Origin of the sequence: Clostridium sp. UBA1652, assembly GCF_002320975.1 — a bacterium.
GTDB lineage: Bacteria > Bacillota > Clostridia > Clostridiales > Clostridiaceae > Clostridium_T > Clostridium_T intestinale.
The window spans coordinates 20,821-34,045 of the sequence record NZ_DCLI01000020.1; the positions used below are offsets into that span (position 1 = coordinate 20,821).

The following is a 13,225-nucleotide window of genomic DNA, read 5'->3' on the forward strand; positions in this document are numbered from 1 at the left end:
CATAAATGTTTTACTTACAAAAGAAATATGTATATACATGTTTCACTTTATAAAAAAACTTACTTAAAAATAAGTAAGTTTTGAATCAAGTTTTAGAAACTTTACTAATAAAACTTTGTATCTGCCCCAAGGTTTTTAAAAACTCTTCAAATCTTTCATCACCAATTTCATTTTCAATCATGGATTGAACTTCATTCCATAACGGAACAGCTTCATTTAGTTTTTTTGCTCCCTCTTCACTTATAGAAACACATTTTCTTCTTGAATCATTGCCATCAGGATTCACCTTAACATATCCCTTTTTTCTTAAAATTTCAACATTTCTAGTTACTGTGGTTTGATCCATTAACAAAGCTTCTGCAAGTTCACTTATAGTAGCATTTTCACGATAGGATATATCTACTAATAATGAAAACTGAGCTGCTGGCAGTTCAACAGATTGAAACATTTGATCATAATATTGAGTAGTAACTCTTGTTGTCATGCGTAAATTTCTACAAACACAATTTTTTAATCTTTTAGTTTCATTTGATTTTTCCATAGATAGTTTTATTGACCTCCAAATCCTTGAATAAACCTATCTTAATCCATAATATTTCTTATTGTCAAGGCATTCTAAATTTCTATAAACATGTACATTTCATATCTTTTTGTTATTTAACTCCACTTTTATTAGATCTATTTTATATGCATATACATATATTATGAGATTGTAGTTTATTTGTCAATATTTTTTCATTTAAAGTTTTAGAGTAATTTATACCTTATTAAATTGTTTTAATTTTTACATTTTGTCACTAAATAGACATAAAAATATTGTATAATTAAATGTAATTTTAATATATAAGGCAGGTGGGTAAATGTTTGGCTATGTAATTGCCAATGTAGATAAATTAAATGTTTCTGAAAAACAACAGTATAGATCTTGCTATTGTGGTTTGTGTTCTACTCTTAATGATAGACATGGCCCAATAAGCCGATTAACCCTAACTTATGATATGACTTTTCTTGTTCTTTTTCTGACTTCATTATATAATGAAAATACTTCTGTTGAAACTGAAAAATGTATTTCTCACCCTTTTAAGGAACATGAATTTTGGAGAAATAAAATCACAGAATATGCATCAGATATGAATATTCTTCTTACATATTATAAATTTCTTGATGATTGGCAGGATGATAAAAAGATTTTCTCTTTATTTGAGGCCAAATTATTTGAGAAAAAGTGTAAGCTTATTGAAAAAAGATATCCAAATAAATCATCTAAAATTTCTCAGTATTTAAAGGAGCTTTCTTTTATTGAGAAATCTGGAGAGCTTAACCCTGACATTCCTTCAAATTATTTTGGAGAACTTATGGGTGAAATTTTTGTTGTAAATGAAGATGAATATTCAGAAAGATTATATGCATTTGGAAAGTCTCTTGGAAAATTTATTTATATTATGGATGCATGTCTTGATTTGAAAGAAGATATAAAAAAGGAACGCTATAATCCATTAGTTACCACTTCCTCTGACAACTTTTCTTCTATACTAAATATACTTATGGCTGATTGTACCGAAAAGTATAAAACTCTGCCAATTGAAAGAGATAAAAATATTATTGATAATATTCTTTATTCCGGAGTGTGGACAAGATATGTAGCTGCTACTAATAAGAAAGGAAGTGCCCAAATATGATATCGGACCCTTATAAAGTACTGGGGGTTTCTCCAGATTCTAGTGACGAAGAAATTGCAAAGTCCTATAGAAAATTAGCTAAAAAATATCATCCTGATCTAAATCAAGGAAATGAAGCAGCTGCAAGAAAAATGAGCGAAATTAATAGTGCTTATAATCAAATTAAGCAAGGTTATACTTCTCAAGGAAGTTATAATGCTGGTTATGGTGGGCAAAATACATATGGTAATGATGCTTCTTATGTTAATGATTATAATTCTGCAATTCATTATATGAATTCTGGTTATTATAATGAAGCTTTAAATGTTCTAAATAATATACCTAGTAGAAGTGCTAAATGGTATTACTATAGTGCAGTTGCAAACTTAGGTATACATAATCAGATTACTGCACTTGAACACGCTAGAACAGCTGTAAGAATGGACCCAAATAATTTCGAATACCATCTACTATTAAACAGAATACAAGGTAGTGGTGCTTTTTATCAAAATCAAAGTAGAGGTTTTGGTATACCCGTATTCAGTTTTTGGAAAATATGTTTAGGATATTACTTGTTCAGATTTTTCTGTAGTTTTTTCTTTGGTCCATATTAATAAAGGAGTGATTAAATATGAAAAATTTTAAAAATAAGTTAGTAAGTTTTATGTATGGAAGATATGGTAGCGACCAATTGTATATTGCATCAATTGTGTTATATTTTATTTTGTTTATTGCTAACTCTTTTATTCCTTCACCTATAATAAGAGGTCTATCATGGATTGTTCTTATATTGACCTTTTATAGAAGTTTTTCTAAAAACATATATAAAAGGCAAAGAGAAAATCAAATGTTTTTGAAATTTTGGAATCCTATTAAATCAAAGTTTTCTTTAACATTTCGTAGACTAAAGGACATAAAAACTCATCGTTATCGCACTTGCCCTAATTGCAAAAAGGTACTTCGTCTGCCAAGAAAAACAGGAAACCATACTGTAAATTGTCCTGCATGTCGTAAAGATTTTAAAGTTAAAATTATGTTTTAATACTACTGGAGGTTATTGCTATTTTTATGATAGTAGTAACCTTTTATTTATTCAGAGATCCTTTTTAAATAGCATATTTTGCTTAGACTAAAAAATATCTATCTAGCTATAATAAAATTTTTGTCGACTTTTAATAATAAGTATAATTAACTTTTTCAACTGCATACGACTTTGTTTGAAATAAGTGTTGATGGAGACTTAAGACTATGATATTTTAAAGACAAGCCTCTCATCTGCTCTTTTGTTTCTTAATATTTCTCCTCTAAAATTCACTTTCTTAAAATCCTCTACTCTCAGCTGTTTTTTACCTGTAACAAATTTTCTAAATAAGCTTAACCCTTGATTATCTTCCACTATAAACATTACAAACCAATTTATATAAAAGCCTAAATACTTACTCGCAACATTATGAAAACTTCTAAGAAATAACTTAAAAGCTTTTCCCCTTTGAGCAGCAATTTTATTATCAATTCCTGATATATTGGTCGTTATTCCTTTAAATAAATTTATTGCTCCATGCATACTTAACTTTAGTCCATAAGCTTTTGTGAAGTAATAGTACTTATAATTACTTGGTGTTGCTAGGCAATTACAATCCTCTTTAAGAATTGGTTTTAAAAATTTTTCCAAACTCTCTAAATTAATATTTCTTTTAGCTACTGGCTTTATAAATTTATTATCACTAGTATCTTTACAATTTAATATCATTATTTTTTCTCTTTTAAAAACCTCATTATTTTGAATATATTTATCTTTATCGGATTTAACAATAGAAAATTTCTTATTTAAACTGTGATTTCCCTTAAATGATTCTTTAATTCCTACTTCATCTATCTCTATAGTTCCACTAAGTTTTTTATTCATTATTTTTGTACCTGCTACACTTAATATTTTATGCCTCCAATGAAAACTTGTGGTTAAATTAATCTCTAATATTTCTGCTATTTTTCTAAGAGAGAACCCCGCTTTTATACATAATGTATATTTAATCCACTTATCTACAGGTTTTTTCGTATAACTTAATGGTGATCCTGTCATATCTGAAAAACTTTTTCCACACTCCTTGCAAATATATCTTTGCCTTCCTTGTTTTGTTTTACCATTTTTATTTATATTATCTCCACCACAATAATGGCACTCTTTTCTATCACAATGGCAAAGACTCTTTTTTTCCACCATTATATTTTCAGAATCAAATATCTCGCAACTTTTATTTTCTCTTTTAAAAGTATCATTCATCTTATGAATTAGCGTCAATAATTCTTCATTCAAAGGATTCTCCTCCTCTCTTTTTCTAAATTATTGACATATTATATAAATTTAAATACGGTTTTTTATAATAAGTATTTTTTTCGGTTATCGAACTATTTTATTCCCTTATTTGGATGGTTCTTAGCCAACTTAGAGCATGCTTGTCCTTAAGTTATTTGTTTTTATCAACACTTTATTCCAACAATCTTATATGCATTTAATAAACATATACCTACCTCTACAAGTAAATCTCCCTACATACTCTCTTCAGTATAAAATTATAAGGACCTCCTCATAAATATTATTTATAAGAAAGTCCTTATCTACATTTTTATTTCATTGATTCTATAATATTGTCTGCTAGTGAATCCATAGAATTTATGTCTTCTTTTTTCATTGCAGAAGTTAAAGTCATTTTATTTTCTAATATAGTCATGTCTTTCATTCCTTGTAAAAATTCAGTCATTAATTTTCCAGATTGAATAGCCCATGAACCATTTTCTATGATTCCTACAGTACGTTTTTGAAGGTTTAAGGCCTTCATATCATGCAAGTAATTAAGCATTGGCGGATAAATATTTAAGTTATAAGTTACGCAAGCTAGTACCACATGGCTATATTTAAATGTCTCTGATATCAAATAGGAAACATGAGTTTTTGAAACATCATACATAACAACATTTGTCATGCCTTTTTTTACTAATGTTGTTGCTAATTCATTAGCAGCAGCTTCTGTATTTCCATACATTGTTCCGTAAACTATAAGTACACCTTTTTCTTCTGGCTCATACTTACTCCACTTATCATGCTTGTCTATAAAATATTCTAAATTGCTACGCCATACTGGACCGTGAAGTGGGCATATCATTTTTATATCTAAAGAATTTGTTTTCTTAAGAAGATTTTGAACGTTTTGTCCATATTTCCCTACAATATTTGTGTAGTATCTTCTTGCATCTTCAAGCCAATCTCTATCAAAATTAACTTCATCATTAAACATTTTTCCATCTAAAGCCCCAAATGTTCCAAAGGCATCAGCTGAAAATAATACTCCATTGCTTGTATCATATGTAACCATAACTTCTGGCCAATGTACCATTGGTGCAGTTATGAACATTAAAGTATGTTTTCCAAAAGACATTGTGTCTTTATCTTTAACTTCTATCACCTTACCATCCACATGGAATCCAAATTGACGCATAAATGTAACAGCTTTTCCCGTACATATAATCTTAACTTCAGGATGACGAAGAAGTATTTCTTCAATGGAAGCTGCATGATCTGGTTCCACATGATTTATTACTAAGTAATCTAAAGTTCTATCTCCTAAAACACCTTCAATGTTATCAAGGAATTGTCTGCAAATCGACCAATCAACAGTGTCAAAAAGTACAGTCTTTTCATCTAAAAGTAAGTAAGAATTGTAGGAAACCCCTCTTGGAATTGGATGAATATTTTCAAATAAAGCAAGTCTACGATCATTTCCTCCAACCCAATAAATATCTTCAGTTATTTCTCTAACACAATACACTAATTGTTCCTCCTTTTTTTCAGTTAACAAACATTCTCACATATTATTATAATATAAATAAACTCGTATGAGGATATTTTTTATTCTTTATAGTAGTATTTATCTAATTTTTATATTTTTCAAACTCCCAATATTATAATGTTTATTTGAAATAATTTCAACAATAACATTAAGCATTTATAGTATTAAGGAATTGCTATAATCAATTAATGAAATAGCAATTCCTCTAAATTATTATATATAGTTTTATCATTTACCTAGGTGAAAAAATTTTATTTACCTCTGCTTGAGTTTCTGAATTAGCTAAAGCTAGTATGGAGTCTCCTGCATTTATAACAGTATCTCCACCTGGAAGTATAACTTCCTCTCCTCTATAGATTGTAATAAGTTTTGAGTTAGAAGGTATATTTAGTGCCTTTACTTCCTTTTGAACAGCTTTAGAAGCTTCATCAACTTTTATTTGAACTATGGAGTATCCACCTAAAGATAGTTTCATAAGTGTAAACATATTTTTTAAGTCCATTTCCTCTATAACAATATGAGCCATTAAATCGGCCTGATTAACAGCAACATCTACCCCCATGCCTATATTATATAACCAAGAATTTTTAGGATTATTTACACGAGCAACAACCCGTGAAACCCCAAACTCAAACTTAGCTATAGTTGAAGCTACTAAATTCACCTCATCAGCTCCAGTTACTGAAACCACAACATCCGCTGAGTTTATACCTGCAGCTTCCAATATATTAGGATCTGTACCATTTCCTAATATTACTGTCTCTGAAGGAAGTTCCTTTTTTAGCTTATCTACTATGTGTTCTCTATTATCTATTACTTTTACAGAGTAGTCATTATTTAAAAGTAAACTTGCAATATGCTCACCTACTTGACCTCCACCTATAATAACAACTTTCATATATTTTTCCTCCATTTTTGATCTAGACCAAGCAATGTTTTTAACCTGCTTGCAGAACTTGCTACAACCGATATAAATATTACATCATGTTTCTCAAATACTGTTCCCCAAGTTGGCAAAAAAGTTTTATTTGCACGACTTATAGCAACAACTTGGAACTCTCCTATTGAAGTTACCTCGCTAACAGTTCTACCAACCAAAAGTGCTGGAGTCTCAATTCTTACTAATTCAACACTTGAATTACCTATTGTTAATACGCTATCTAATTGATTGTAACTTAATAAATCAGTTGCTCTTTGTATTCCCCATGCTGCAGATGATATAGTTTGAATACCAAGAGTACGATATATTTCTGCCTTTCTAGGATCATGCAACCTTGCTATAACACGAGGTACTTTATAAATATTTTTAGATATTCTTCCTATAAGTGCATTAGCCTCATCACTATTGCTACAGGCAATGACTGCATCTACAAATGAAATACCTGCTTCAGTTAATACATCTTTGTCAAATCCTATTCCCACAATCATTTTTCCTTTAAAGTTTTCACCAAGTAGTTTAAATGAATCTGGGTTATTGTCAATGATTGTTACACTATGACCCTTTTTTATTAGGTTTTGAGCTAATCCTGAGCCCATAACCCCACAACCTATTATAATATCTTTCATATCACTAACCTCTTATCATTAACTTTTTTAACTCTACTAAGTTTTCTTGAAATTGCCTTTCTACCTTCTTCTAGTAGTAATATAGGGAAAGGTAATACAATCAAATATATCCACTCTTTGAAGCCTATCGCTACTGTATTAAATATATTCTGCAAGAATGGTATATAAATTATTGCTGAAATCAATAAGACTTCAAAAATAATACCAGTTACTATTTTTTTATTAGCAAATATTCCGATCTTAAATACCGATTCATTTTCCGTTCTACAATTCAATACTGCACCAATTTGACAAAATACTATAGATGCTAAAGTCATCGTAGTAGCTTGTTTATAAACTACACCCGAACTAGCTAATGGAACATTTGGCCATCCATTTAGTATATTTACAAAGAAATATGCACCCATAGCTACAACTGATTCTAATAATCCATACCATAAAAATGCTTTAATGACTGTTTTCTTGTTCATTAATATCTCTGTTCTTGAACGTGGAGGTTTTTCCATTACGCCTTTCTCAGGTAGTTCTGCACCTAGTCCAAGAGCAGGCAACATATCTGTTCCTAAATCAATAGCTAGTATCTGCATTACAGTAAGAGGAAGCGGAATGTTTCCCTTAGATAGCAAAAATGCTCCTGATGGTACTGCCTCAGGTGTATTGCTGTTAAGAATATAGAGTAGAAACTTTCTTATATTACTATAAACTGCTCTACCTTCTTCTATAGCTTTTACAATAGATGCAAAATTATCATCGGTTAATATCATATCTGCCGCTTCTTTTGCAACATCTGTACCAGATATCCCCATAGCTACACCAATATCAGCTTTTTTTAGAGCTGGCGAGTCATTAACTCCATCTCCTGTCACAGCTACTATATGACCTAGTTCTTGTAAATTACATACTATTCTATATTTTTGTTCTGGTGCTACCCTAGCAAAAATAACTTCATCTTTTAAAACTTTTTTAAGATCATCGTCACTCATCTTTTCAAGATCAACTCCAGATACAATCCTAGGATGGTTACTCTCTACAATACCAATCCTCTTTGCTATGCTCTCTGCTGTCAATCCATAGTCCCCTGTTATCATAATAATTCTTATTTTAGCCCTATGACATAACTCTACAGCATCTTTAACCTCTGGTCTTGGAGGATCTGCCATAACAACTAGTCCAACAAACGTCATGTCTTGTTCAATAAGTTCTGGTGTATAAGAACTTAAAGATTTTGGGAGATTACATTCTTTAGTTAAATGTCTATATGCAACTGCTAAAACTCTCAATCCATTACGTGCATATTTATCATTTGCTTCCATAATTTCATTACGTTGCGAATCACTTAACTCTTGTTTATCACCATTTTTATTTATGCTTGTACAAAGTTCCAACACTTCTTTTGGAGCTCCTTTGATATATGCTATTTTTTCACAGTCTCCTATCGGAGTATTCAAATTATGAATAGTGCTCATCCTTTTTCTTCTTGAATCAAAAGGCAACTCTCTTATTCTTGGCATAAAATTAATCTGGTTAATTGTATCTATTCCAGCCTTTTGTGCAACTACTCCTAAACATGCTTCTGTTGGATCTCCTAGCACAGTATATCTATCTGATTCATCATTTGGAGGTACTATACGTGCATTACTGCATAGTGAAGCTGCAGTTAAAAGTATTTTTAAATCTTCGTCATTCTCAGCATAAAGTTCTTTATTTTCATAAAGAATCTTACCTAACGGAGCATAACCTAATCCTGTAACCTTCAATTCTTTTCCTGGGAGCCATAGATTATTAACTGTCATTTCATTTTGAGTCAAAGTTCCAGTTTTATCAGAACAAATAACAGTAGTGCATCCTAAAGTTTCAACTGCCGACAATCTCTTTACTAAAGCATTTTCTTTTGCCATCCTCTGTACCGCCATTGCTAAAGACAAAGTAACCGTAGGAAGTAATCCTTCTGGAATAAATGCTACCACCATTCCTAACGAGAATATAAATGCTTCTGCTATAGGTTCTTTTACAAAAAATATAGCCGTTATAAAAAATACTACCCCCATGCTTAACGCAATCATCGAGATTTGTTTAGTCAATAAATTCAACTCTTTTTGCAGTGGACTCAGTTCTTCTTTCATAGTTTGAGTTAGATTAGCAATTTTCCCAAATTCAGTTTCCATACCAATTGAAACAACTACAGCTTTTGCTGTTCCACTTGCTACACTAGAACCTGTAAAAATAAGATTTGGTGTTTCTGACTTCGATAGTCCATCTCTCATTATTGGATCATGTGTTTTTCTTACTGGATTAGATTCTCCTGTTAAAGTTGATTGGTTTACTTGAAGATCGCTACTTTCAATTACACGAGCATCGGCTGATATTTTATCCCCTTCTTCTACTAACATAATATCTCCAGGAACTAAATCCTCTGCTAATATCTGCTGCTCTTTATTATCCCTAATAACCCTAGCGTAAGAAGGAAGCATCTTTTTTAAAGCTTCAGTAGCTTTGCCTGCTCTATGCTCCTGCCAAAAGCTAAAAACTCCATTTATAATATTAACCAAAAATATAGCAACCCCAAGTTCAACCATATCTGCAATTATGGCAATAATACCTCCAGCCCATAATAGAAGAGCCATTAAACTAACAAAATTGGACATTAAAACTAGTATGGCAGGTTTACCCTTCTTTTCAGTAATAGCATTTTTTCCATACTTCTCTCGATTTGCTTGTACTTCTTGTATTGTTAACCCTTCTTCTCTAGTGTTAAGTTTTTTGTAAACATCTTTTGTCGTCAATTTAAATATCTTTTCATCCATGTTCTCTTTGGCAATCTGTACTTTCTCTTCCATTTCAATTTTACCCCATCAATAATTATAGTATTAAAATAATATTATGATATTACTCCTCAAAGGCTTAATTTACAATTATTGGCTGTGGTATCTTTTAGGAATATCCATTAGATATTTGAAGATTTAACCATATAGTTTCATTTTATTTATCTATAGTATGTTAGATATGCTTATAATACGGTATATTTATATCTTGCAAAAATAGAAATATTGTAGGGATATAAATAATAAAAATAAGCCACAGATTTCTAAAAATCCATAGCTTATTTTTATTATTTATTCTTGTATTCCAGGAACTTTAGGTAGTTCAGAAAATCCTTTTTCTAAATCTTCATCTGTTGGAATATAATCTGTCATTGTTCCCTTCAAATAGGATTCATATGCCATCATATCAAAATAACCCGTTCCTGTTAATCCAAATAAAATTGTTTTTTCTTCTCCAGATTCCTTACATTTAAGAGCCTCTTCAATAGCTCCATATATAGCATGTGCTGATTCTGGTGCTGGAAGTATGGTTTCATGTTTTGCAAATAAAGTTGCTGCTTCAAAAACCTTAGTTTGTTCTACCGATATAGCTTCCATATATCCATCATGATAAAGTTTTGATATTATAGGAGACATACCATGATATCTAAGCCCTCCAGCATGGTTTGCTGATGGTACAAAATTTGAACCAAGAGTGTACATCCTTGCTAATGGAGTAATCTTTCCAACATCACAGAAGTCATAAGCATAACGACCTCTTGTTAATGATGGACATGAAGCTGGTTCTACAGCTATTATCCTTGGATTAGCTTTTCCTGTTAATTTATCTTGCATAAAAGGAGCAATTAGCCCTCCAAGATTTGATCCGCCTCCTGCACAACCTATTACTATATCTGGATATTCATCAATACTTTCCATGGCAATTTTAGATTCTAAGCCTATAATTGATTGATGCAGAAGTACCTGATTTAGTACGGAACCAAGTACATATTTACACCCTTCTGTAGTAACTGCTTTTTCTACTGCCTCTGAAATAGCGCATCCAAGACTTCCAGTAGTATCTGGATCTTTCTCTAAGATAGCTCTACCAGCATTAGTAGTAGTACTTGGACTTGGGATTATGTTTCCATCAAAAGTTTCTATGATTGCTTTACGAAATGGTTTTTGTTCATATGAGCATTTAACCATATAAACTGTAAGTGGAATATTATAATAACTACATGCTTCAGCTAGTGCAGTTCCCCATTGACCAGCTCCAGTTTCAGTAGTTAAACTCTTTAGCCCCTGCTCTTTAGCATAATAAGCTTGAGCAACAGCTGAATTTAATTTGTGACTTCCAGATGTATTGTTTCCCTCAAATTTATAATAGATTTTTGCAGGAGTTCCCAAAGCTTTTTCAAGGTTATAAGCTCTTATTAAAGGAGATGGTCTAAACATCTTATAAAATTCCTGTATCTCTTCTGGAATATCTATATACCTAGTTGAGTCATCCATTTCTTGTTTAGCTAACTCTTCACAAAATACTGGATATAGTTCCTCTGCTGTAGCCGGTTTGAAGGTTTGTGGATTCAACATCGGATCTGGAATTTCCTTCATATCTGCTCTTAAGTTATACCATTGTTTAGGCATTTGATCTTCAGTTAAATAAATTCTATGTGGTATTTTTTTCATTTTAATAGCCCCCTTTGATTTATATTAATATTTTATTTTATAAAATATTTAAAACTTATTCCCCTATATAAATGTATTTTAGAAAATAAAAAAGACCTCCATCCTAAATAACTAGGACAAAAGTCTATAACTTCTGCGGTACCACCTAAATTGGTCAAAATAACCCACTCACTAATGTACATTCATACATCTTCCTTTATAACGAGTGGAAATCTCGTCGGGTATTACTAAGCAATTCTGCTTTTCCTCCCGCCCTTATAAGTCCATTCAACTTAGCTTGTACTGTTGTAATCTCACCGCCTACAACTCTCTTTAAGTCTTGTACTAGGTCTACTTATCTTAATCATAGGTTTTATTTTATAATTTGATTATAATAATTTTGATATTTTCTGTCAAACATTTTTGATGCTTTAAAGTTTAAAATCTCACTTTTACGGGAAGTCTAGTTATGGAGGTGTTAATATGAGAAATAAAGAAAAAGAACTAAATAGAGAACTTGGTATACATGAACAACATGATCAAGTATCTAATATGATAGATGCCATGTTAGCTTTAGGACCTGTAAATTTAGGTTTAAATAACCCTAAAATAGAACGTTATGCTGAGCAAAGAATAAAAGAAGATATAACAAAATAGCTAAAATTTCTAGGGCTGTCACTAATTTTTAATTAATAACAGCCCTAGAACTTATATAACCCAATCAAAAATAAATTCTTGTTTTAATTCTTCTGGTTTACTATTTTTAAAACTAAGTTCAGGATTTTTAACACTTACTCTAGTGTCAGCTGGAACTGACTGAGTAATAAATGCATTACCTCCTATAACTGAGTTTTTCCCTATTACAGTATCCCCACCTAATATAGATGCACCAGAATAAATAGTTACATTATCTTCAATTGTTGGATGTCTTCTTACTCCTTTAAGCCCTTGCCCTCCTCTTGTTGATAATGCCCCTAAGGTTACTCCTTGATAAATCTTTACATATTCACCTATAACACAAGTTTGTCCTATAACAACTCCTGTACCATGATCTATAAAAAAGTATTTTCCAATCTCCGCTCCAGCATTTATATCAATTCCAGTTAAACTATGAGCATACTCAGTCATAATTCTTGGTATATATGGTACATTTAAAATATCTAATTCATGTGCTATTCTATAAATGCTTACTGCAAATACTCCTGGATACGAGAAAATTACTTGCTCTACATCGCCAGCAGCTGGATCTCCGTCGTAGGCTGCTTGTACATCTGTAGAAACATATTCTTGTATTTTAGGTAATGTTTTTAAGAAGGTTCTGCATGTTTTGCAGGTTTTTTCTTCTATTATTTTAATATCACTTATTTGATGTTTATATTTAAGCGCTAATTTTATTTGTCTATGAAGTTTTTCTTGTATACTCATTAAAAGATCGCCTATATAATATTCCATTACGCTATTTGATAACTTCTTGGTTTGAAAATACCCTGGAAAAATAAGTTGTCTCAACTCTTGCAATATTTCTATAACCTCATACTTGTCTGGCAAATTAGAAGATTCATATACTGAAAAAACAGAGTTTTGTTTATAATTATTTGCTATTTCTGAAACTAGTTGAACTATATTTTCTTCACATTCTCTATTCATTATCTTCATCCCTTTTCTATATACTTAATTAGCTGTT

Annotated in this window: 12 protein-coding genes and 1 other annotated feature; of the genes, 4 read left to right on the plus strand and 8 right to left on the minus strand. The window is 31.0% G+C overall.

From position 1 onward, the window contains the following. Window positions 1-85: 85 nt before the first annotated feature. Window positions 86-541 carry a MarR family winged helix-turn-helix transcriptional regulator gene (locus B3N22_RS02605; RefSeq protein ID WP_286904640.1) on the minus strand — a complete coding sequence of 152 codons (456 nt, stop codon included), beginning with the start codon at window positions 539-541 and terminating at the stop codon, window positions 86-88. 319 nt (window positions 542-860) lie between these two features. On the opposite strand from B3N22_RS02605, the gene B3N22_RS02610 reads away from it, so the two are divergent. Genes B3N22_RS02610 through B3N22_RS02620 form a run of 3 tightly spaced genes read left to right on the plus strand, consistent with a single transcriptional unit; the run spans window position 861 to window position 2,700 of the window. Beyond that, entirely contained in the window at window positions 861-1,679 is an 819-nt protein-coding gene (locus tag B3N22_RS02610) for a DUF5685 family protein (protein WP_286904643.1), read from the plus strand. Continuing rightward, window positions 1,676-2,272: a DnaJ domain-containing protein gene (locus B3N22_RS02615; protein WP_286904644.1), complete on the plus strand. Its 597-nt coding sequence runs from the start codon at window positions 1,676-1,678 to the stop codon at window positions 2,270-2,272. The genes B3N22_RS02610 and B3N22_RS02615 overlap by 4 nt, the downstream gene beginning before the upstream one ends. 17 nt (window positions 2,273-2,289) lie before the next feature. Beyond that, window positions 2,290-2,700: a hypothetical protein gene (locus B3N22_RS02620; protein WP_286904646.1), complete on the plus strand. Its 411-nt coding sequence runs from the start codon at window positions 2,290-2,292 to the stop codon at window positions 2,698-2,700. 204 nt (window positions 2,701-2,904) lie between these two features. Here the strand turns inward: B3N22_RS02620 and B3N22_RS02625 are convergent, their stop codons facing one another. From B3N22_RS02625 to B3N22_RS02650, 6 genes are all read right to left on the minus strand, one after another. Next, a complete protein-coding gene (locus B3N22_RS02625) occupies window positions 2,905-3,972 on the minus strand; it encodes an IS1/IS1595 family N-terminal zinc-binding domain-containing protein (RefSeq protein WP_286904648.1) in 1,068 nt (355 codons plus the stop codon). Between the two features lie 310 nt (window positions 3,973-4,282). Beyond that, window positions 4,283-5,482: an FprA family A-type flavoprotein gene (locus B3N22_RS02630; RefSeq protein ID WP_238906999.1), complete on the minus strand. Its 1,200-nt coding sequence runs from the start codon at window positions 5,480-5,482 to the stop codon at window positions 4,283-4,285. Between the two features lie 253 nt (window positions 5,483-5,735). After that, window positions 5,736-6,401, minus strand: coding sequence for a potassium channel family protein (locus B3N22_RS02635; RefSeq protein ID WP_238907000.1), 666 nt, complete (start codon window positions 6,399-6,401; stop codon window positions 5,736-5,738). Further along, window positions 6,398-7,069 (minus strand): potassium channel family protein, encoded by a 672-nt coding sequence (locus B3N22_RS02640; protein WP_073019605.1) that lies wholly within the window; start codon window positions 7,067-7,069, stop codon window positions 6,398-6,400. The genes B3N22_RS02635 and B3N22_RS02640 overlap by 4 nt, the downstream gene beginning before the upstream one ends. Further along, on the minus strand, window positions 7,066-9,906 hold the full coding sequence (locus B3N22_RS02645; RefSeq protein ID WP_286904652.1) for a cation-translocating P-type ATPase: 2,841 nt from the start codon (window positions 9,904-9,906) through the stop codon (window positions 7,066-7,068). The genes B3N22_RS02640 and B3N22_RS02645 overlap by 4 nt, the downstream gene beginning before the upstream one ends. A gap of 276 nt (window positions 9,907-10,182) precedes the next feature. After that, the gene (locus B3N22_RS02650; protein ID WP_286904654.1) at window positions 10,183-11,562 is read right to left on the minus strand and encodes a TrpB-like pyridoxal phosphate-dependent enzyme; all 1,380 of its coding nucleotides are present in this window, start codon (window positions 11,560-11,562) and stop codon (window positions 10,183-10,185) included. Between the two features lie 109 nt (window positions 11,563-11,671). Next, window positions 11,672-11,918 (minus strand) — a binding site (T-box leader). A gap of 106 nt (window positions 11,919-12,024) precedes the next feature. On the opposite strand from B3N22_RS02650, the gene B3N22_RS02655 reads away from it, so the two are divergent. Then, window positions 12,025-12,198, plus strand: coding sequence for a hypothetical protein (locus B3N22_RS02655; RefSeq protein WP_175550897.1), 174 nt, complete (start codon window positions 12,025-12,027; stop codon window positions 12,196-12,198). A 51-nt stretch (window positions 12,199-12,249) separates the two neighbouring features. Here the strand turns inward: B3N22_RS02655 and B3N22_RS02660 are convergent, their stop codons facing one another. Then, window positions 12,250-13,188 carry a serine O-acetyltransferase gene (locus B3N22_RS02660; RefSeq protein ID WP_286904655.1) on the minus strand — a complete coding sequence of 313 codons (939 nt, stop codon included), beginning with the start codon at window positions 13,186-13,188 and terminating at the stop codon, window positions 12,250-12,252. Between the last annotated feature and the right edge of the window lie 37 nt (window positions 13,189-13,225).